Source organism: Shewanella loihica PV-4 (assembly GCF_000016065.1).
Taxonomy (GTDB): Bacteria; Pseudomonadota; Gammaproteobacteria; order Enterobacterales; family Shewanellaceae; genus Shewanella; species Shewanella loihica.
This window is the reverse complement of record NC_009092.1, coordinates 59,047-79,865: the sequence shown is the minus strand read 5'-3', so window position 1 is coordinate 79,865 and position 20,819 is coordinate 59,047. Positions and strand designations below refer to the sequence as shown.

At 54.7% G+C, this 20,819-nt stretch carries 17 protein-coding genes; 4 read left to right on the top strand and 13 right to left on the bottom strand.

The features are described from left to right. Nucleotides 1–255: 255 nt before the first annotated feature. The 12 genes from SHEW_RS00330 to SHEW_RS00275 form a co-directional block, all read right to left on the bottom strand. The gene (locus SHEW_RS00330) at nt 256–1,248 is read right to left on the bottom strand and encodes a formate dehydrogenase subunit gamma (protein WP_011863875.1); all 993 of its coding nucleotides are present in this window, start codon (nt 1,246–1,248) and stop codon (nt 256–258) included. Between the two features lie 68 nt (nt 1,249–1,316). Then, entirely contained in the window at nt 1,317–1,886 is a 570-nt protein-coding gene (fdh3B, locus tag SHEW_RS00325) for a formate dehydrogenase FDH3 subunit beta (protein WP_011863874.1), read from the bottom strand. 20 nt (nt 1,887–1,906) lie between these two features. Next, nucleotides 1,907–4,762 carry a molybdopterin-dependent oxidoreductase gene (locus SHEW_RS00320; protein WP_011863873.1) on the bottom strand — a complete coding sequence of 952 codons (2,856 nt, stop codon included), beginning with the start codon at nt 4,760–4,762 and terminating at the stop codon, nt 1,907–1,909. A 17-nt stretch (nt 4,763–4,779) separates the two neighbouring features. Beyond that, nucleotides 4,780–4,977: a twin-arginine translocation signal domain-containing protein gene (locus tag SHEW_RS00315; protein WP_011863872.1), complete on the bottom strand. Its 198-nt coding sequence runs from the start codon at nt 4,975–4,977 to the stop codon at nt 4,780–4,782. A gap of 491 nt (nt 4,978–5,468) precedes the next feature. Next, a complete protein-coding gene (locus SHEW_RS00310; RefSeq protein WP_011863871.1) occupies nt 5,469–6,476 on the bottom strand; it encodes a formate dehydrogenase subunit gamma in 1,008 nt (335 codons plus the stop codon). Nucleotides 6,477–6,526: 50 nt separating this feature from the next. Beyond that, nucleotides 6,527–7,117, bottom strand: coding sequence for a formate dehydrogenase FDH3 subunit beta (gene fdh3B, locus SHEW_RS00305; protein WP_011863870.1), 591 nt, complete (start codon nt 7,115–7,117; stop codon nt 6,527–6,529). 27 nt (nt 7,118–7,144) lie between these two features. Further along, nucleotides 7,145–9,994 (bottom strand): formate dehydrogenase subunit alpha, encoded by a 2,850-nt coding sequence (locus tag SHEW_RS00300; protein ID WP_011863869.1) that lies wholly within the window; start codon nt 9,992–9,994, stop codon nt 7,145–7,147. 51 nt (nt 9,995–10,045) lie between these two features. Continuing rightward, nucleotides 10,046–10,246, bottom strand: coding sequence for a twin-arginine translocation pathway signal (locus SHEW_RS00295; protein ID WP_011863868.1), 201 nt, complete (start codon nt 10,244–10,246; stop codon nt 10,046–10,048). A gap of 167 nt (nt 10,247–10,413) precedes the next feature. Then, entirely contained in the window at nt 10,414–11,079 is a 666-nt protein-coding gene (locus tag SHEW_RS00290) for a TorD/DmsD family molecular chaperone (protein ID WP_011863867.1), read from the bottom strand. Between the two features lie 10 nt (nt 11,080–11,089). Further along, complete coding sequence (locus SHEW_RS00285; protein WP_041406239.1) at nt 11,090–12,760, bottom strand: 4Fe-4S binding protein; 1,671 nt, start codon at nt 12,758–12,760, stop codon at nt 11,090–11,092. A gap of 187 nt (nt 12,761–12,947) precedes the next feature. After that, nucleotides 12,948–13,538 (bottom strand): DUF3306 domain-containing protein, encoded by a 591-nt coding sequence (locus tag SHEW_RS00280; RefSeq protein WP_011863865.1) that lies wholly within the window; start codon nt 13,536–13,538, stop codon nt 12,948–12,950. Continuing rightward, complete coding sequence (locus SHEW_RS00275; protein ID WP_011863864.1) at nt 13,538–14,008, bottom strand: DUF3305 domain-containing protein; 471 nt, start codon at nt 14,006–14,008, stop codon at nt 13,538–13,540. Before SHEW_RS00275 ends, SHEW_RS00280 begins: the two co-directional genes overlap by 1 nt. A gap of 295 nt (nt 14,009–14,303) precedes the next feature. Here SHEW_RS00275 and SHEW_RS00270 point away from each other — a divergent pair, with 295 nt between their 5' ends. The 4 genes from SHEW_RS00270 (at nt 14,304) to SHEW_RS00255 (ending at nt 18,790) form a co-directional block, all read left to right on the top strand. Beyond that, nucleotides 14,304–15,149 (top strand): formate dehydrogenase accessory sulfurtransferase FdhD, encoded by an 846-nt coding sequence (locus SHEW_RS00270; protein ID WP_011863863.1) that lies wholly within the window; start codon nt 14,304–14,306, stop codon nt 15,147–15,149. A 23-nt stretch (nt 15,150–15,172) separates the two neighbouring features. Continuing rightward, nucleotides 15,173–16,078, top strand: coding sequence for a substrate-binding domain-containing protein (locus tag SHEW_RS00265; protein WP_011863862.1), 906 nt, complete (start codon nt 15,173–15,175; stop codon nt 16,076–16,078). A 95-nt stretch (nt 16,079–16,173) separates the two neighbouring features. Beyond that, nucleotides 16,174–18,063: a DUF294 nucleotidyltransferase-like domain-containing protein gene (locus tag SHEW_RS00260; protein WP_011863861.1), complete on the top strand. Its 1,890-nt coding sequence runs from the start codon at nt 16,174–16,176 to the stop codon at nt 18,061–18,063. Nucleotides 18,064–18,070: 7 nt separating this feature from the next. Next, the gene (locus SHEW_RS00255) at nt 18,071–18,790 is read left to right on the top strand and encodes a 3'-5' exonuclease (protein ID WP_011863860.1); all 720 of its coding nucleotides are present in this window, start codon (nt 18,071–18,073) and stop codon (nt 18,788–18,790) included. 103 nt (nt 18,791–18,893) lie between these two features. Here SHEW_RS00255 and SHEW_RS00250 read toward each other — a convergent pair whose 3' ends face one another. Next, nucleotides 18,894–20,465, bottom strand: coding sequence for a BCCT family transporter (locus SHEW_RS00250; RefSeq protein ID WP_011863859.1), 1,572 nt, complete (start codon nt 20,463–20,465; stop codon nt 18,894–18,896). Nucleotides 20,466–20,819: the final 354 nt, after the last annotated feature.

The following is a 20,819-nucleotide window of genomic DNA, read 5'->3' as shown; positions in this document are numbered from 1 at the left end:
AAATTGCTTTTCTCACAACTTAGTGGCTTTGCGGTTATTGTCAACATTCTCAATGACTAATATTTCTACCGGCTAATGTTGCTAAAAGCTACTCTAGCTAGCAGCTACTCTCTGCTCTAGGCATTAAACCACTAACATTAAACGACAGGCATTAAACAGCAGGCATTAAACAGCAGGCATAAAAAAACACCCCGCCGGCAACCCGGTGAGGTGTTTTTCATGGTAACAGAAACGCTGTTGCGAGCGGCGAACGCCTTACGCTTTGTACTTCAGCGTGCCGTTGGCCTTGATCTCGTCATACCAAAGGTTGTGATGCTGAGTCGCCCAGTTTTCATCACAGTAACCCGACACCATACACTCCATACCACCTTCTGACATCACGGTCGCCATGAAGATATGTACGATAGAGAAGGCGCAGATAACGATGGCACTGACAGAGTGAAGTACCAGGGCGATCAGGCTCAGGGTGCGGCTAGGCTCGAACAGGTTCGGGAACAGCAGCAACATGCCAGAAGCCGAGATGATCAGTCCAAAGAAGGCAAAGGCCCAGAACCACATCTTCTCACCGGCGTTGGCAAAGCCTGCATCCGGGTGCTTACCCTTGAAGGGACCGAAGTTGATGTAACCACCAACGACCAGGAACCATTTAACATCATACATCTTAGGCAGCTGATTCTTGGCCCACAGCGTGGTCATCAGCGCCCAACCAATCATGAAGGGGATCGCCATGTAGTCGTGGATCTGCTTGGCACCATAGACCAGACCGGCCCAGAAGCCTTCACCTAGGTATGGCTGGAAGAAGAAACGTCCCGCCAGCAACGTCAGACCCGTGAGGATCAGCAGCAGACAAGGGATCGCCCCCAACCAGTGGATAGAGACATCAAATTTCGACCAGCGATACACCATCTTGCCCGAGAAGCCGTGATGCAACTTGGAGATACCGTTCACCTTGATGAACAGCACGAAGATGATGATCATGCCAAACAGCGCCGCCATCAGGGCTGGTGCCAGCCAGTCGCTGCGAAGTTCGAGTACCCGCAGATCATAGCTGTTGATCGGCTGGTTGTGGAACTGACCGTGAGAGGTAGTGTATCCGGTAGCACCCGCCTGAATCTCAGACCAGATCTGCCCCTCGGTGGCGGCATGGGTATGGTCGGTCGCGTCGCCATGGGCGAACGACAGGGCACTGAAGGTGGTACCTATCACTAGCGCTAAGATCACGCTAAATTGTTTGAACCATTTGTTCATATTACATCCTTATCGTCCACACCGGGCGAGCCCGGTGTGGATTGTTGTGGCCTTATACAAGCTGGGGATTAGCCCCAAATCGCATTTTTCGAACCACGGTATGCAACACGCTCGCGGAAGATGTTTGAGATAACCTCAGCATCACCGGCAAGTAGCGACTTAGTCGCACACAACTCGGCACACATAGGCAGCTTGCCTTCGGCAATACGGTTAGAGCCGTACTTCTGACGCTCTGCATCTGAGTGGTTCTCTTCAGGACCACCGGCACAGAAGGTACACTTGTCCATCTTGCCGCGGCTGCCGAAGGCGCCCTTCTTAGGGAACTGAGGCGCGCCAAACGGACAGGCGTACAGACAGTAGCCACAACCGATACAGGTGTCTTTGTTGTGCAGCGTCAGACCATCTTCCGTCTTGTAGAAGCAGTTTGCCGGACAAACCGCCTGACAAGGGGCGTCGGTACAGTGCATACAAGCCACAGAGATAGAGGCTTCGCCTGGCTGACCGTCGTTGATGGTCACCACGCGGCGACGTTGAATACCCCACTCCAGCGCAGAGTCGTTTTCGTTCTTACATGCCGTGACACAGCCGTTACATTCGATGCAGCGCTTGGTATCACATAAAAATTTCATTGTAGCCATAATGGCAAATCTCCCGATACTTAAGCTTTAGTGATCTGACAAAGCGACGCTTTGGTCTCTTGCATCTGCGTGACAGGGTCATAACCATAGGTCAATGCCGTGTTCGCAGACTCACCAATCACATAAGGCACAGTACCTTCTGGATAGTTATTCTCTAGGCTCTCACCATGCATCACACCGGCGAAGTGGTATGGCATCCAGGTAACACCTTGCTTAACGCGAGGAGTAACCATGGCCTTGATCTTGATGCGGCCGCCTTCGGCGCCTTCCAGCCATACGGTATCGCCGTTGCGGATACCACGGTCGGCGGCATCGCCTGGGTGGATCTCAACAAACATCTCTTGTTGTAGCTCGGCCAGCCATGGGTTAGAGCGAGACTCTTCACCACCACCCTCGTACTCAACCAGACGACCAGAGGTCAGACCCAGTGGGTACTTGGTTGCCGTGTCTTTCTCTTGGATAGACTTGTAAAGCGTCGGTAGACGATGTACCTGCATGTCGTCATAGGTTGGGTACTTAGACACGAGATCGCGACGTGGTGTGTACAGCGGCTCGCGGTGCACAGGCACTTGATCCGGGAAGGTCCACACGATACAGCGGGCCTTAGCGTTACCAAATGGAATACAGCCGTGCTTCATGGCCACACGCTGGATACCGCCAGAAAGGTCGGTCTTCCAGTTCTTGCCTTCGGCTTCTGCCTTCTCTTCGGCGGTCAGATCGTCCCACCAGCCCAGTTGCTTGAGCAGCTTGTCGCTGAACTCTGGGTAACCGTCTTGGATCTCGCTGCCCTTAGAGAAGCTGCCTTCGGCCAGCAGGTTCTTGCCTTGGTATTCGACGCCATAACGGGCACGGAAGTTACCACCACCCTGCAGCACGTGTTTGTTTGTGTTGTAGAGGATCTGGGTACCAGGGTGTTTCTGCTCTGGTGTGCCCCAACATGGCCATGGCAGACCATAGGTTTCGCCCTTGGCTGGGCCGCCTTCTGCTTCAAGCGTCTTGTTGCTGAAGGTGCCCCAGTTTTGGGTGTGCAGCTTCAGACGCTCAGGGCTTTGGCCAGACATACCGATAGTCCACATACCGCGGTTGATCTCGCGGGTGATGTCTTCGATCACTAGCATGTCTTTGGCATCTTTTGCGATGCGCTTAGTGTATTCCTTGTCGAAACCGAGTTTCTGCGATAGGCGATACATGATCTCGATATCTGTCTTAGATTCGAATAACGGCTCGATCACCTTCTCACGCCACTGCTGGCTACGGCCAGAGTTAGACACTGAACCTTCGGTCTCGAACTGAGTCGCTGCTGGTAATAGGTAGACACCATCCTTACGACGGTGCATGACACCCGCCATAGTTGGGAATGGATCCACAACAACAACCGTGTCCATCTTATCTAGGGCGTCACGCACCTCGCGCTGACGGGTTTCTGTGTTAACAGATTGCCCCCAGAAGAAGGCCATGCGCACGCGATCTTTCTGCGCCAGCTTCTCTGGCGTTTCTAATACGCCGTCGTGCCAACGAGAACATGGAATACCAGGAGTGTTCATTGGGATGCGACCCAGGTATTCGTTCTGGTCGAAGCGACCCTTAACCCAGTCGAAATCCAGATCCCAAACGTGTGACCAGTGCTTCCAAGAACCTGTCTTGAGGCCATAGTAGCCAGGCAGGGTATCAAACAGCAGACCAAGGTCGGTTGCGCCCTGTACGTTATCGTGACCACGGAAGATGTTAGTACCGCCGCCAGATACGCCCATGTTGCCCAGAGCCAGCTGCAGGATACAGTAGGCACGGGTGTTGGCGTTACCAACGTGGTGCTGGGTACCACCCATACACCAAACCACAGTACCAGGACGGTTTTCCGCCATCAGCTTAGCCGCTTGGTAAACCTGCTCTTCACTCACGCCTGTGATGTTAGCCACTTCTTGTGGTGGGAACTTCTTCACCTCTTCGCGGATGGTGTCCATCTCGAACACGCGCTGCTGGATGAAGGCCTTGTCTTCCCAGCCATTTTCGAAGATGTGCCACAACATACCGTAGATGAAAGGAATGTCGGTACCTGGACGCAGTGCACAGTGCAGATCAGAGTGAGCCGCGGTGCGAGAGAAACGTGGGTCAACCACGATGATCTTGGCGTTGTTCTTCTCTTTGGCGATCAGAATATGCTGCATGGCAACAGGGTGTGCCTCGGCAGGGTTTGAACCGATGAAGAAGATCGCGTTCGCATTCTGAATGTCGTTGAAAGAGTTGGTTTGCGCACCGTAACCCCAGGTGTTAGCAACACCGGCTACAGTGGTAGAGTGACAGATACGTGCCGAGTGGTCGACGTTGTTGGTACCCCACATGGCCGCAAATTTACGGTACATGTAGCAGCCTTCGTTAGAGAACTTGGCGCTACCCATGAAGTAGAGTGAATCTGGGCCCGACTCTTGACGGATGCTCTGCATCTTGTCGCCAACTTCGTTGAAGGCCTGCTCCCAAGAGAGCTTCTTCCACTTACCGTCGACCAGCTTCATTGGGTACTTAAGACGCTTCTCGCCGTGACCATGTTCACGCAGCGCAGCACCTTTGGCACAGTGACCACCGGCATTGAATGGGTGATCGAATGCTGGTTCCTGACCCGTCCAGACACCGTTTTGGACTTCTGCATACAGACCACAGCCCACGGCACAGGCGCTACATACGGTGCGCTTGATCTCGATTGGGGCATCGTGTGGAATATCTTTCGCTTCGGCGCGGCGCATCATGCCGGTACCGAGAAGAGAGGCTGCAGCAATACCACCGGTTGTGATACCCGCATGCTTCATGAATTGACGACGGCTGATGCCTAAGCTTGGCTTAGCCGTTGCGACTGCCTCATTTGTTTTGCGCGTTAACTTCATCGCTCAAATTCTCCTAATTAGCTACGCAAGCTATTGTAATAACTGCGGATATGTGCAGTTTCATGGTAGCCATCGGCATGTTTTTCTTGAGATTTACTTTCGGTTGCATTGGCAACACTCACACCACTCGCGGCGATGGCCACACCGGCCGTACCACCGATGGTGAGTGCTTTCAGCAAAGATCTGCGATTGAGATCGGGCTGTTGCTTCTTCATTCTTGCTCCTAGTGGATTAGGAAGTTTCGATTGGTAGGGATGATTTATTCAAAACCGCCATCGGCACCTTGGTTAAGGCAATGTTATTCACAGGTGGCGGTTTGGTAAAAATGCTATGTTTTTTAAAAACATCCGATTAATTGCCGTTGCAATATAGGTAAGAAGCGAGGCAGAGATATTGATCTAAACAGGGGTCAATAAGCGGAAAAAATGAATAAATGGCCAAAGTGTTAAGCCAGTCATACTTTAGCCAATACACTTTGCTGGCAATCCCTAAAAATAGCTAAAACCGGGATCCAGTAGATGTAATGAAGTTGTTGTTATTGAAAATAAAAAGCGCGTTCAAAAAACAGCCAAAGGTGATCTGGATCCGCTAAATTTCTCAACCTTTAACCATAAAAAAACACCCCGCCTAATGCCTAGGTGGGGTGCTTCATCTATGCGCTTTTATTCAATAACGCGTCTGCGCTTTGAGTCTAGTCGCTGTAGGTCTAGTCCCTATAAGTCAGGGTACCGTTATCTTTGATCTCATCGTACCAAAGGTTGTGGTGCTGTACTGCCCAGTTCTCATCACAGTAACCCGACTTCATGCACTCCATACCACCTTCACTCAGTACCGTCGCCATCCAGATGTGGACGATAGTAAAGGCGATGATGATGATGGCGCTGAGGCCGTGAACCAGCAGTGCCGCCATAGAGGCTTCACGTGGCAGTTCCAGGGCAGGCATCACCAGCATGATACCGGATACCGCGATAAACAGACCGAACAGGGTTAGCGTCCAGAACCACATCTTCTCACCGGCGTTGGCGAAGCCACTGTCTGGGTGCTTGCCCTTGAAGGGTCCGAAGTTGATGTAGCCACCAACCACCAGGAACCACTTAAGGTCATACAGCTTAAATGTCTGCAACGGCATCCATTTAACCACACAGATAGCCCAGGCCACGATGAACAAGGGACCCGCGTAATCGTGGATCGTCTTGCTGCCGTAGATCAGCGAGCCCCAAATGCCTGTGCCCACATAGGGCTGTAGCACATGCTTACCCAACATGATGTTTAGACCAGTAAAGATCAACGCCAGGCAGGAAAGCGCCATCACCCAGTGAATCCAAAGATCGGCCTTGCTCCAGCGCAATACCATCTTGCCAGAGAAACCATGACTTAGCTTTGAAGGGCCATTCACCAGATAGAAGATCAAGAAAGCACCGAACACACCGCAAACGGCCAGCGCCATCACTGGGGTGAGATAGTCGTTCTTAACGTTAGTGCCTTCGATAGCCGACACGTTAATCATGACCCCACCCTCAGCGCCTTTGGCTGTGGTGTATCCCTTGTCTCCTGACTTCACGGCTCGCCATAGCTCAGCGTCGCTGGTATTTGCCATCTGTTGACTGGTCTGTTCGTCAACGGCATAGGCTGACGTCGTCAAGCCTAAGCCCATTGCCAAGACCAATGGCAATAACAACACAGTGAATAGGCTGCGCAGTGATTTTAATAACATAGTCACTCCTTTACAGACCGTAAGCCCGAAGGCTTACGGTACTATTCACTTTAAACGCCAGTCTTAGGGGTGTAGCCCCAGATCGCATTGGGGTTACCACGGGCCGCAATACGCTCACGGTAGATGTTGGAAACCACTTCCGCATCACCAGCGAGCAGTGCCTTGGTTGAACAAAGCTCGGCACACATAGGTAACTTACCCTCGGCCAGACGGTTAGCGCCATACTTCTTACGCTCGGCTTCGGAGAAGGTCTCTTCTGGGCCACCGGCACAGAAAGTACACTTGTCCATCTTGCCGCGGCTGCCAAAGGTGCTCTTCTTAGGGAACTGAGGCGCACCGAATGGGCAGGCGTATAGGCAGTAACCACAACCGATACAGGTATCTTTGTTGTGTAGTGTTAGGCCATCTTCCGTCTTGTAGAAGCAGTTTGCTGGGCAAACGGCCTGACAAGGGGCGTCGGTACAGTGCATACAAGCCACAGAGATCGAGGCTTCACCGGGTTGACCATCGTTGATGGTCACGACGCGACGGCGTTGGATACCCCACTCGAGAGCGGAATCGTTTTCGTTCTTACATGCTGTGACGCAACCGTTACACTCGATGCAGCGTTTGGTGTCACATAGAAATTTCATGACTGCCATAATGGCTTATCTCCTCATCAAGTTCCGTTAGGCTTTAGTGATCTGACACAAGCTAGACTTAGTCTCTTGCATCTGGGTCACCACGTCATAGCCATAGGTCAATACGGTGTTGGCCGACTCACCAATGATGTAAGGCACTGTACCTTCTGGGTAGCTCTTCTCCAGGCTCTCGCCTTCGAACATACCCGCGAAGTGGTACGGCATGAAACACTCGCCTTCAATCACACGCGGTGTCACCATTGCCTGCACTTTGATCTTGGCGCCTTCTGGGCTGTGAACCCATACGACATCGCCATCACGTAGACCACGATCCGCCGCATCAGCAGGGTTGATTTCGATAAACATCTCTTGCTGAAGCTCTGCCAACCAAGGGTTAGAACGTGTCTCTTCACCACCGCCCTCGTACTCAACCAGACGACCAGAGGTCAAGGCGAGTGGGAACTCTTTGGCGAAGTCCTGATCCTGAATTGACTTGTACAGGGTAGGAAGACGCGCAACCATACGGTCATCGTAAGTTGGGTACTTAGACACAAGATCGCGACGAGGCGTATACAGAGGCTCACGGTGAACCGGAATATCATCAGGGAAGTTCCAAACGATACAACGGGCCTTAGCGTTACCAAATGGGATACAACCGTGCTTGATGGCGACACGCTGGATACCACCAGAGATATCTGTCTTCCAGTTCTTGCCTTCGGCAGCGGCTTTCTCTTCTGCGGTCAGGTCGTCCCACCAGCCAAGCTGCTTAAGCATCTTGTCGGTAAACTCTGGGTAACCGTCCTTGATCTCACTGCCCTTAGAGTAAGAGCCTTCGGCCAGGATGTTGTTACCATCGTGCTCAACACCGTAACGGGCACGGAAGTTACCACCACCGAAGCGGACTTCACGGTCGGTACGGTAGAGGATCTGGGTACCTGGGTGCTTCATCTCAGGTGTGCCCCAACATGGCCAAGGCAGACCGTAGGTTTCACCCTTAGCTGGGCCACCCGGTGCTTCCAGGCTCTTGATGTCGAAGGTGCCCCAGTTTTCCTGGTGCATCTTGAGACGCTCTGGGCTCTGACCTGTGTAACCGATGGTCCACATACCCTTGTTGTATTCACGGACAATATCTTCGATCAACGGCTCGTCGCCATTCACCTGGATATGCTTACACAGTTCTTTCTCTATGCCCCACTTCTTCGCCAACTTGTACATGATGACGTGGTCAGGCTTAGATTCGAACAGCGGCTCAATAACCTGTGAACGCCACTGCAGTGAGCGGTTAGAGGCAGATACCGAACCATAGGTTTCGAACTGAGTCGCCGCTGGCAGCAGATAGACGCCATCTTTACGGGTATGCATCACACCCGCCATGGTTGGGAATGGATCCACAACCACTACAGTGTCCATCTTGTTCAGTGCTTCACGCACCTCACGGCCACGGGTTTCTGTGTTAACCGACTGACCCCAGAAGAATGACATACGGATGTTGTCTTTCTGAGCGATCTTAGACTTGTCTTCCAGCACGCCGTCGTGCCAACGAGAACAAGGAATACCGGTAGAGGTCATAGGATCCTGACCCAAACGCTGTTCCTGGTCGAAGCGAGCCTTCACCCACTCATAGTCCAGATCCCATACGTTACACCAGTGCTTCCAAGAACCTGTCTTGAGGCCATAGTAACCAGGCAGGGTGTCGAACAGCAGACCGAAGTCGGTTGCGCCCTGTACGTTATCGTGACCACGGAAGATGTTAGTACCGCCACCAGAAACGCCCATATTACCCAGGGCCAACTGCAGGATACAGTAAGCGCGGGTGTTGGCATTACCTATGTGGTGCTGAGTACCACCCATACACCAGACTATGGTGCCAGGCTTAGTCTCGGCCAGTGTCTTGGCCACACGGTACATCTGCTCTTTCGGTACACCGACCACGTTTTCAACTTCTTCAGGGTTCCACTTAGCGGCAGCTTCGCGGATACGCTCCATGCCGTAGACACGCTGATCGATGAAGGTCTGGTCTTCCCACTTGTTTTCGAAGATATGCCACAGTAGACCGTAGATATAAGGAATATCGGTACCTGGGCGAATATGCACGTACTCGTCGGCCTTAGCCGCAGTACGGGTGAAACGAGGATCGACAACGATAATCTTCGCGCCGCGCTCTTTACCTTCCAGAATGTGTTGCATGGCAACCGGGTGAGCTTCTGAAGGGTTAGAACCGATAAACATCATCGCCTTGGCGTTGCGGATATCGTTGAACGAGTTGGTTTGCGCACCATAGCCCCAGGTGTTGGCAACACCGGCTACAGTGGTAGAGTGACAAATACGTGCCGAGTGGTCGACGTTGTTGGTGCCCCACATGGCAGCGAATTTACGGTAGAGGTAAGCCTGCTCGTTAGAGAACTTAGCACTACCCATGAAGAAGATTGAATCCGGGCCCGATTCCTTACGGATATCCAGTGCCTTCTGGCCCACTTCCTCGATAGCCTGATCCCAAGAGATACGCTTCCACTTACCGCCTTCGAGCTTCATGGGGTACTTGAGACGCTTCTCACCATGGCCGTGCTCACGCAGAGACGCACCCTTGGCACAGTGGCCACCGGCATTGAATGGATGGTCGAAAGCTGGCTCTTGGCCTGTCCACACACCATTTTGTACTTCGGCATAGATACCACAGCCCACTGAACAGTGAGAACAGATGGTACGCTTCACTTCGGTTGGCGCATCATGTGGCACTTCTTTCGCTTCGGCTTTGCGCATCATTCCAGCGCCAAGCATAGAGGCCGCGGCAATACCACCAGTAGCAAGACCTGCAGACTGAAGGAACTGACGACGACTTAGACCCAGGGCAGGCTTTTTAGCGACTTCTGCCTGGTCTGTTTTGCGGGTTAATCGCATCACACACTCTCCTAATGTTATTGAATTACTGCGTAATTACTCGTCCAAGGCTTACTTGGTACGTAAAGACGCGTAATAACTACGAATATGATCTGTCTCGTGGTAACCATCGCCGTGCGCTGCATCTTTTTGAGGTGCAGGCGTTGCCGCCGCGGCCTGACCGCTCACGGTTGCCACGGCACCCGCTGCACTGCCCAGGGCTAATGCTTTTAGCAATTGACGACGACCCATATCAGAAGCTTGCTTCTTCATAGTGTCTCCTTGATGTTGACTCAATTTAGGCTCTAGTCTCATCATCTTGGTCGATTCGGCTTTGCAGAGAAGTCGACACTAAGACCAGAACCCGACGCTTGGTGAGGGTTGCCCCTCGGTTTCAATATGTCGGCGCGTTGGCGCCGACCACTAAGCTAAACCACAACCTAGGACGCGAGTTCGCTGGCTGTCGGTTCAATCTTCTCCGCTTCGCTGCCGGGGCAGTTCACCGGAATATCTAACTTAAGTTGTTCAAATTCGTTGGCTTCGATAACGAAGAACGCCTTGGCCAGCTGGGCCACAGTGGCATAGAAGGCCGCACTTGGCGCCCGTCCCAGATGGTCACAGAAGCGCTCGATCCAGCTGCCGATGTGGCGTTGGTAAAACGCCAACTGGCGGAAGCCAGGCGCCTCGAGGATCAGGGTGCCCATCACCTCACACAGGGCGGCCACATGATCTTCCGGCTCCTTCACCTCTTCGCTGCGCTCAAACCCCAGCTGAGCCAGATCCTGTCTGAGCAGGGCCAGCGGCTTGTCCATCAGCGAGCCCGTCATGAACCAGCTGCCATAGGGCAAGATCTCACCGCTACCCACGCCGAGGAAGATGTTGAAGTACTCATCTTCCAGCTGCTCAGGGGTAAACTGCTCCGCCGCCAATTTCAGCGCCAACCAGGCCTTGGTCATGTCGCTGTCATCGTCGGCATCTATCTCCAGGGTGGAAAGGAACTGCAAAAGTTCAGCACTTGGCTGCTTGCGTAAAAGCGCCGCCAAAAGCTGGTAGATATCGGCTCTTAACTGATCGTTTTCTGAAACTTCTCTTACTAATTCGGTCATGGCTAAACTCTTATCGCAGTTGCTTTTCAGGATCTTGAAGTATGTCTTCAAACATGTCTTTTACCCGGCAGTCGCTACACATCTTCAGACGCTCGGTATTGGCACTGAAGGCACTGTGTCCGCCGACTACATCCAGCATCCGTTGCACCATGGATTGGGTGGCGAATGGGGTACCACAACGAATACATTCGAAAGGGGCCTCCTCATTCAGGGTTTGACGGCTCTGACGAGCAGTCGCATCGAAATTAATCTGTGGTGTCAGGCTGATCACCTTCTCCGGACAGGCCGACTCACACAGGCCGCACTGCACACAGGCTTGCTCGACAAAATAGAGCGCCGGCTTCTCACCGCCGTCGGTCAGCGCCTGAGTCGGACAGGTCGACACACAGGAGAGACACAGGGTGCAGTTATCGGTATTAACACTCACCTTGCCGTAAGGAATATTGCTCTTGCTCAGGCAGGCATCGGTAGAGGCGGCCTGGCTATTGAGGTGATCGATCGCCTCGTAGAGAGTCTCACGCTTGGTGGTGGCGGCAAATTCGCCCGGCACTATCATGGGCCAGCTGGCGCTCGGCTCGATCAGAGTGGCCAGGTCGGCAATCTGCTTGGCCTCAATCACGCTGACGCGCTGCGGCTGACCCATCTCGTCGAGGATCTCGTTGGCCAGCTTGAGCTCGCCGTTGAGCATCTGGGTCAGGGTCGGCGCCGTGGCCTCTGTGTTGAGCACCAAGATCTGACGCGCGCCCCAGGCCAGGGCCGCCATCCAGTGATCCATGCTGGCAACCGTGATCTCCTCCAGCTCCACCGGCAAGATGGCACCGGGGAGCTCGTCGCCGATCAGCGAGGCACCCAGGCTGGCATCGTGGAATAAAATCACTGGAGCGGTCTGCGCCGCACTACGGAAGCGTGTCACCAACTTGTTCAGGTAGGAGTGCAGCGCCTGTGGCGTCGGCAGGTCATAGCTGATGGCGCCGGTCGGGCAGGCATTGGTACAGCTGCCCGCACCGTGGCAGAGGTAAGGGTCGATCTCTATCTTATGGTCCACGCTGGCGATGGCATCGGCGGGACAGAAGTTGAGGCAGCGGCTACAGCCATCGATACCGTTTCTGTGGTGGGCACAGATATCGCTGTTCACCTTGACGTAGCGTGGCTTGTCGAACTCACCGATCAGCTCGGGCAGCTGGGCGATGGCATCCGTCAACTTGGCCTCATCCTGCCCCACGTAGAAGTAACCCGGCGGCAGCATCTCGAGATTGATGCATGGCGCTTGGCTAAGGTCGAGGATAAGATCGAAATGGGCCTTACGAATGGCCACCAGGCTGAGATCGGCAGTGCCATTGTCATGCTCGACCTTGACCTGGAATTGACCCAGGAAGCCTTTGATCTCGATGAGCTTGTTGTAGTAGCTCTCGACATCTTCGGCGGCGTTCATCACCTTCTCCAGGTGGTCTTCATCCTGACTGGTGATCGACTCGTTGGCCAGAATGGCGCGCTGACCCATGTTGGCCAGTTTATCGGCCGCCAGGCGTGCCAAGTCTTCCGGGCCAATGATCAACACATTGCCCTCTGTGGTGTAACTCACCGTGGGTGGGATCAGGTTTTGCAGAATTTGTGTCTGTCCCAACACTTGCTGGCGCACCTGTTTCAGGTGGGCCAAATTGTCGCTCGTCTCTAAATGCATGCTCACATTGCGTTCCTAAGCAGTATTTGGCTGCTGTATCAGCCGGGTGGCTGTTGTGCTCTAACGGCATGCGCTTATTGCGCCAGCTTCACCCTGAGTTCAACGATTATCTAACTCGTTGTTAATTGTCGTTAATACAGCAATTCACGTACCAAATTTATGGATTTAAAAGCACTCTAAACTTACCTTAAACAACAGGAGGCTTGGTTGAGGCCTGTATTTCTGGTTCATTTTGGGACACCTCGTCGGATGCCCTGTCCAAATTGTCCTCGACCTGCGCCGCAGCGTTTTCCTGCTGTGCCAGCTGGGTTTCCGACGTCTCGGCAGCCGCCTCGACCTTCTCTTCATCCTTGGTCAGATGCCGGAAGACCTTCTTGGCTAACTCGGCCGATACCTCGGCGGTCAACTTGGGCTGATCCGTATAGTCCAGGGCGTATTCCAGCAGGCCATCGATCTCGTGATAGTGTGGCTGCTTCCACAGGGCCCTCAGGGCCGCCGTCTTGGCATCAGGATCGACATTGTCGGCCATGAAGCTGGCGAAGCTGCCGCCCACCTCTATCTTCTCCGGATCCGGCAGATCCTCGGCGGTCAGTATCTTCTTCTCTTCGGGAGCGACTTGGTCGCTAGCTTCGACACCATCCGCGCCTTCGGCCTCAACCGATGGCTCGACCGGCGTTTCCTGGGCCTGTTCGGCCAGACGTGCCGCCTCTTCCTCGGCCTGCACCTGTTGGCGACGCTGAGTCCAGCGTGCGAAGAGTCCGCTTGGCTTATCACTCATCAGGACACTAGCCCCCTATCCGGATTGGTGCTCGGTCCCTCGTTCTTACGGCGATTGACATGCTTACGCCTATGGGCGCAGATCTCCACCTCGCCGTGACGGGTAATAAAGGCCTCGATCCAGCAGGCGATCGCCTTGGGCATGGGGAAGTTCAGCACTGGGGTGTCACCCTCGAGGCAACCGGCTGCGACATTTTGGTCGGCCGAGATATAGGCGGGCACCCAGGTGCCATCTTCCAGCTCGTCGCACACCACGTAGAGCATGGCGTTGTCCATATCCAGGTTAATGCGATAGCTGCCGCGCTCATCTTTGTAGAGTTCAAGCATCACTATGTGGGCCCCGGTAGGCGCGGGCTGAGTGGCGGGAACTATCTGATCCAATTCCCAACTTTCAGCGGTCCAGCGCCCCATCTGTTTCTCCACCTTTTTCAGTGAAACATACATGGGCCATTGATTTTCGGTATGTTGCATTGCGTCTCCGTTTTGCCTAGCAGGCCGGCGTATTGCTGATTCGCCGGGCATTGGGTTAGCGATAGACCTAACAAAGCAATTTACATGCCATCGCTAGAAGGGGAATAGTTTGAACTGGATCATCAAATCCCTAACAAGCGTAGGACAATTTGTCCTAAAAGCCATTTTGGCCGGGACAGAAAAGGGCGACATCGCACAAAGTCGACGCCTGGATCACGCATTTACACTCGAAATCCTTGCGTGGGAACGATACTTGCTATGCTCAGTGCGCCCCCAATGCAATAAGACGAGAGCAATGACAAGTTTTAAACACCCCACACTGGTCAAGACCCAAGCCGATGCCCCGCTCACCATGGCGGTGAAAGCCATCAACGAGCAGGGCGAAGTGGTCGACAAATATATCGCCTGCGAGCGCCCCCTCACCCTCTATCTAAACTGGCGCCCCATAGTGACCCTGATGACACTGGGTGCCCGTCCCGAAGCGCTGGCACTGGGCTATTTGAAGAACCAGGGCTTCATCAGCGACGTCCATCAGCTCGAGTCTGTGATTGTGGATTGGGAGGTTAACTCGGCGGCGGTGATCACCAAGGAGTCGACGGCGCACCTGGAGGAGAAACTGGCGGAGAAGACAGTCACCACAGGTTGCGGCCAAGGCACTGTCTATGGCGGCTTCATGGATGGCGTCGAGGATATTCGCCTGCCCACGCCGCAGCTGAAACAGAGCATGCTCTACAGCCTGCTCAACAACATCAGCGCCTACAACGAGACCTATAAGAATGCAGGTGCCGTGCATGGCTGTGGCCTGTGCGAGGGCGATCAGATCATCGGCTTCGTCGAAGATGTCGGTCGTCACAACGCGGTCGACACCCTCGCCGGCGAGATGTGGCTCAAGCAGCAGGGCGGCGGCAACAAGCTGTTTTACACCACGGGACGACTCACCTCAGAGATGGTGATCAAGGTGGCCAAGATGGGCATCCCCGTCCTGCTTTCGCGCAGCGGTGCCACCCAGATGGGGCTGGAACTGGCCCAGAAGCTAGGGATCACCATGATCGCCCGTGCCAAGGGGCGCCACTTCCTCATCTATCATGGTGCGGAAAATATCGAATTTGATGCCACACCGCCGAAACGTAACCTAGGTTAACAGAGAAGGTTAAAGGATTATCCATGACTGAACCCAGCGAACTCGTCTACATGAGCGCCAAACAGGTCGCCGAATATCTCGATCTGAACGAGAAGAAGGTCTACTCCATGGCCAACGACCGCATATTGCCCGCCACCAAGGTGACGGGTAAATGGTTGTTTCCCAAGATTTTGATCGACCGTTGGGTCATGGACTCCTGCCATAGCGGCATGCTGTCTGATCGCATGCATATCACAGGCAGCGACGATCCCCTGCTCTCCATGTTGGTGGCCCGTCTCATGTCAAAGATAGGCAAGAGCGACTTGATTAGCTACAGCTCAACCGGCTCCCGCATGGGGCTGGATCTTCTGTCTCGCGGCTACGCCGACGTCTGTACCCTGCACTGGGGCAATGTGGAGGAGCGCAACATACGTCACCCGGCGTTGCTCAAGGGTTACCCCAACCACCAGCAGTGGGTGATGGTACACGGCTACACCCGCCAGCAGGGGCTGATGATGCGCAGCGAGATGCACCACAGATGCCAGGAAGAGGAGAAAGTGATCGGCCAGCCCTGGCGATGGGTCGGCCGCCAAGCCGGTGCAGGAAGTCAGCAACATCTGGAACACTGGCTGATCAAGCAGGGGGCCAGCATAGAGCAGCTCAATCCGCAGATCACCGCCTATAGCGAGCGTGAACTTGCGGGCTTCATCGCCCGCAACGAGGCCGACATCGGCTTCGGCTGTCAGTCGGTGGCGCTGGAGAGCGGCCTGAGCTTCGTGCCTCTGGTGACCGAATCCTTCGACTTCGTGATGCCTCAGGGGATCTACTTCCGTCGTCAGCTCCAGGCCCTGTTCGAGATGCTCGGCAGCACCCAGACCCGCCAACTGGCGGCTCAGCTGGGGGGTTATGATCTCAGCCAGTGCGGCCAGATGTTGTGGACGGCCCACTAAGCTGAGGGATCTTTTTAGACCAGGCGCCACACATAGCCTGGTCTATGGGGTAGTATGTTAGTCATGACAGGAGAACATCAGCCACAGGCAGATCTATGGAAGCAGAGTTAAACGAGATCCAAAACTTCTTAAGCCAATATCCCCCGTTTAACGCCCTGCCCGACGAGGTGGTCGCCATGGTGAGCCACCATGTGGAGATCGCCTACTACCGCCAAGACACCCCCATCATCCACTTCGGCGATCAGATCCATGACCTCTACATGGTGCGCAGCGGCGTGGTAGAGGTCTACCGCCGCAAGGGCGAACTCTATAACCGCCTGGACAGCGGCGATCTCTTCGGCCAGATGGGCCTGCTGACCAACAACAAGGTACGCTTCCCGGTCAAGGCGATCGAGGACACCCTGGTCTATTGCATCCCTGAGGCGATCTTCCAGCAGCTGTACGATCAGTACGACACCTTCGCCGACTTCGTCGAGGTGGAGGACAGCGCCCGGCTGCGCCAGACGGTATCGAACACCAGCGAACAGAATGACCTGACCACCTCCAAGGTGAAGACACTGCTCACCCGCGATGCCCCTGTGATCCACAAGGGCGAAAGCATACAGCAGGCCGCCATTATGATGGCCCAGGAGAATGTCTCTGCCCTCCTGGTGATCGACCCAGATGTCCTGGAGGATGAGGACGGCGACACCAGCCCGCTGCTTGGGATCATCACAGACAGGGATCTCTGCACCCGAGTCGTGGCCGAGGGGATAGACCCGGCCACCGAGCTGGCCGGCGTGGTAAGTACAGAGGTGATCACCCTAGATCATAACGCCTATGTCTATGAGGCCATGCTCACCATGCTGCGCTACAACGTGCATCATCTGCCGGTGTGTAAGGGACGCAAGCCGATTGGCATCATCGAAGCCACGGATATCGTCAGGTACGAATCGCAAAACTCCCTGCTGCTGGTGAGCAGCATCTTCCAGCAACAGAGTCTGGAGGAGCTGGCCGCCCTCGCCACCCAGGTCAAAGACAGCTTCGTGCGCCTGGTGAACGAAGATGCCAACTCTCATATGGTGGGCAGCGCCATGTCGGTGATCGGCCGCAGCTTCAAGCAGCGGATACTCGAGCTGGCGGAAGAGAAACTGGGGCCACCGCCCATCCCCTACTGCTTCCTGGCGCTGGGCTCCATGGGCCGTGACGAACAGCTAATCGTGACCGATCAGGACAACGCCATCATACTCGACGACGACTTCGACAAGGCGAAGCACGACGACTACTTCAGCCAGCTGGCCAACTTCGTCTGCGATGGACTGGATAGCTGCGGCTACAGTTACTGCACCGGGGATATCATGGCCACCAACCCCATGTGGCGCATGACTCGCAAAGAATGGGAGGCCTGTTTCGCCGACTGGATAGACGATCCAAACCCTAAGGCGCTACTGAATGCCTCCATCTTCTTCGATCTCGACGGCGTCTATGGCCGCCTCAAGTGGGCCGAGCAGCTCAACGGCTTCATCGTACGCAGGGCACGCAAGAACAACCGTTTCCTGGCCTGCCTCGCCCGCAACGCCCTGAATCGCACCCCGCCATTGGGTTTCTTCAAAGATTTCGTGATGGAAAAAGATGGCCGCCACAACAACTCCATCAACCTCAAGCGCCGGGGCACGGCGCCGCTGGCGGACCTCATTCGGGTACACGCCCTGGCGGTGGGCTCCCGTGCACGCAACTCTTTCGAGCGCCTGGATGACATCATAGACGCCAACATACTGCCCAAGGGGCGCGGCGAGGATCTGCGGGACGCCATGGAGTTCATCTCCATGGTGCGCATCCGCCATCAGGCCTTAGATGTTGAGCAGGGAATCGATCCCGACAACAACATAGAGCCAGAGCACCTGTCGGATTTCGAGCGCCGCAACCTCAAAGATGCGTTTCAGATCTTGAGTAACGCCCAGAACTTCCTCAAGTTCCGCTACAACGCCAGCAACCAGTTTAAGTGAGCCTAAGATGCTGAAGAAGCTATTGTCACCGCCGAGCATCGACTGGCCGGGTAAGTTTGAGCAGCGGCTCAAGACCACGGAACATCAGGGGTTACGCCAGTATTATCTGGGCGGCCTGCCGGATCCCGACACGCCACTGGCAGAGGTCGAGCTGCTGGCGATGGACTTCGAGACCACGGGCCTGAACGTCGATAAGGATGATATCGTCAGCATAGGCACTGTGCCCTTTACACTTCGGCGCATCTTTCTCAACCGTGCCCAGCACTGGACCGTCAGACCCAGAGAACAGCTGGCCGAGGAGTCGGTGATCATCCACGGCATCACCCACAGCGACATACTGGACGCGCCGGATCTCTCCGCCATTTTCGAACAGGTGCTGGAGCAGATGGCGGGCAAGATCATGGTGGTGCACTATCAAGCGATAGAAAGATTATTCCTGGAGCGGGCACTGATCCGCCGCATCCATCAGGGGATAGAGTTTCCCCTGATAGATACTATGGCGCTGGAATCAGAGATACAGAAGCGCCAGCATGGCGGCTTGCTACAGCGCCTCAAGGGCGACAAGCCGGGCTCGGTGCGATTGGGTCAGAGCCGCTCCAGATACGGCCTGCCCAGCTATCCGCCCCACAACGCCCTGACCGACGCCATCGCCACCGCCGAGCTGCTGCAGGCGCAGATCGCCCATCACTTCGACCCCAGCCGTCCCATCAAAGAGTTCTGGTGCTAGCGCTTGTATAAGCTCTGGTATTGGCGTTTATACTTGCTCTGACATAGGCGCTGCCAATAAAAAAGGAGGCCAACGGCCTCCTCTATTTTCCACGATTCCCGCGTTAGAAGCGCTCGGTGCGCATCCCCTTGAGCAGGCTGACACACATCAGCAGAAGTATCACGGTAAAGGGCAGCGCGGTCGAGATGGCGCCGGCCTGCAGGGCCTGAATCGCCTCTGTACCACCGATCCACAGCAGGGCCATGGCAATTGCACCCTCGAGCAGCGCCCAGAACACCCTCTGTGGCACAGGCGCGTCTATCTTACCGCCGGCGGTGATGCTGTCGATCACCAGTGAACCCGAGTCCGACGAGGTGATGAAGAACACCAATACCAGCACCACGGCGATGATTGAGAGCAGTGTGCCGAACGGCAGCACATCGAACATCTCAAACATGGCCAGCGGCACGTCGGTCAACCCCTTGGCACCCAGCTCACCCACCTTGTTGACTACCTGATCGATCGCCATGCCACCAAATACCGACATCCAGATCAGAGTCACAGCCGTAGGTACCAGCAGCACTGCGGTGATGAACTCACGCACGGTACGCCCCTTAGAAACCCTGGCGATAAACATGCCCACGAATGGTGACCAGGAGATCCACCAGGCCCAGTAGAATACTGTCCAGCCCTGGAACCAGGCCTCATCGGTGCGCCCGTGTGGATTACTAAGCGGAATAATGTTCTCCACGTAGGCCATCAGGGTGGTAGGAATGCTGCCCAAGCTGACGGCGTAGCCGATCATGGCCACCAGGATCAGCAGCAGGAAAGCGACTATCATATTGATATTACTGATCACCTTAACGCCGCCGTCGATACCCCGTACCACGGACACTACTGCCAGCAGGGTCACGGCGACGATCACTATCATCTGCAGCCCCAGGCTGGCCTCTATACCAAACACATGGTGGATACCGCTGGCCGCCTGCTGAGCGCCGAGTCCTAGCGAGGTTGCCAGACCAAACAGGGTCGCCAGCACGGCAAGGATATCGACAATATGTCCCGCCCAGCCCCAGGCTCTGTCACCTAGCAGGGGGTAGAAGATGGAGCGGATGGAGAGAGGCATACCCTTGTTATAAGTGAAGAAGGCCAACGACAGCGCCACGACACCATAGATGGCCCAGGGGTGTAGACCCCAATGGAACATGGTGGCCCCCAACGCCAACTTGGCCGCCTCCGGCGTGTTGGGTTCGACCCCGAGCGGCGTCTCATACCAACCGGTAAAGTAGGCCACGGGCTCGGCCACACTCCAGAACATCAGGCCTATCCCCATACCGGCGGCAAATAACATAGATAGCCAGGAGAGGAAGGAGTAGTCCGCAGTGGCTTCGTTGCCGCCGAGACGTATCTTGCCGTAGGGCGAGAGGATCAGGCCCAGGCAGAAGATCACGAAAATATTCCCCGACCAGATAAACAGCCAATCGAAGGCGCCGATAATCTTCCACTTAATGCCATCGAGCACGGACTTGGCCGTCTCGGCATCGGTCAACAGGGTCGCCAGCAGGAAGGCGGCAATTAGCCCGGCACTCACCCCAAATACGGGGTTGTGTACGTCGAACCCCCACTTCTGCACATTGTCCTGGCCGATCGTATAGTCGGTGCTTTCAATGCTGTATTTATCAATACCTTTCGTCATCGATTCTCTCCGTTAAGACCTCAAAGAATCGCCACCAGGCCATCATTTAGATTTGATTAAAATGATTTGAACTCATAGCAATACAATTAAAATATTCGGCACTATTGTAACGCCATAGCGCTTTTATTCCAAATTACAGCCAGTTTTCGACCATTTAGATCCAATTTAAGCGCTAAAAACCCCATTTATACTGCATATGGATGAACGACACATTGATTTGAATACAAACAATAAAGGTGATTATGGATAGAGATTAAACTTACGACTATTCACATGGGTCAGGCCGAGGATAGGACTCATATTCCCTAAAAGCACTTGAACCCGGCGAGCCGCGAAAGCTACTATCGGCTGCAA

Bases quoted from the DNA above. Each gene is read 5' to 3' on its own strand.
- SHEW_RS00330 (WP_011863875.1), bottom strand. From the start codon at position 1,248: ATGAACAAATGGTTCAAACAATTTAGCGTGATCTTAGCGCTAGTGATA.
- fdh3B (WP_011863874.1), bottom strand. From the start codon at position 1,886: ATGGCTACAATGAAATTTTTATGTGATACCAAGCGCTGCATCGAATGT.
- SHEW_RS00320 (WP_011863873.1), bottom strand. From the start codon at position 4,762: ATGAAGTTAACGCGCAAAACAAATGAGGCAGTCGCAACGGCTAAGCCA.
- SHEW_RS00315 (WP_011863872.1), bottom strand. From the start codon at position 4,977: ATGAAGAAGCAACAGCCCGATCTCAATCGCAGATCTTTGCTGAAAGCA.
- SHEW_RS00310 (WP_011863871.1), bottom strand. From the start codon at position 6,476: ATGTTATTAAAATCACTGCGCAGCCTATTCACTGTGTTGTTATTGCCA.
- fdh3B (WP_011863870.1), bottom strand. From the start codon at position 7,117: ATGGCAGTCATGAAATTTCTATGTGACACCAAACGCTGCATCGAGTGT.
- SHEW_RS00300 (WP_011863869.1), bottom strand. From the start codon at position 9,994: ATGCGATTAACCCGCAAAACAGACCAGGCAGAAGTCGCTAAAAAGCCT.
- SHEW_RS00295 (WP_011863868.1), bottom strand. From the start codon at position 10,246: ATGAAGAAGCAAGCTTCTGATATGGGTCGTCGTCAATTGCTAAAAGCA.
- SHEW_RS00290 (WP_011863867.1), bottom strand. From the start codon at position 11,079: ATGACCGAATTAGTAAGAGAAGTTTCAGAAAACGATCAGTTAAGAGCC.
- SHEW_RS00285 (WP_041406239.1), bottom strand. From the start codon at position 12,760: ATGCATTTAGAGACGAGCGACAATTTGGCCCACCTGAAACAGGTGCGC.
- SHEW_RS00280 (WP_011863865.1), bottom strand. From the start codon at position 13,538: ATGAGTGATAAGCCAAGCGGACTCTTCGCACGCTGGACTCAGCGTCGC.
- SHEW_RS00275 (WP_011863864.1), bottom strand. From the start codon at position 14,008: ATGCAACATACCGAAAATCAATGGCCCATGTATGTTTCACTGAAAAAG.
- SHEW_RS00270 (WP_011863863.1), top strand. From the start codon at position 14,304: ATGACAAGTTTTAAACACCCCACACTGGTCAAGACCCAAGCCGATGCC.
- SHEW_RS00265 (WP_011863862.1), top strand. From the start codon at position 15,173: ATGACTGAACCCAGCGAACTCGTCTACATGAGCGCCAAACAGGTCGCC.
- SHEW_RS00260 (WP_011863861.1), top strand. From the start codon at position 16,174: ATGGAAGCAGAGTTAAACGAGATCCAAAACTTCTTAAGCCAATATCCC.
- SHEW_RS00255 (WP_011863860.1), top strand. From the start codon at position 18,071: ATGCTGAAGAAGCTATTGTCACCGCCGAGCATCGACTGGCCGGGTAAG.
- SHEW_RS00250 (WP_011863859.1), bottom strand. From the start codon at position 20,465: ATGACGAAAGGTATTGATAAATACAGCATTGAAAGCACCGACTATACG.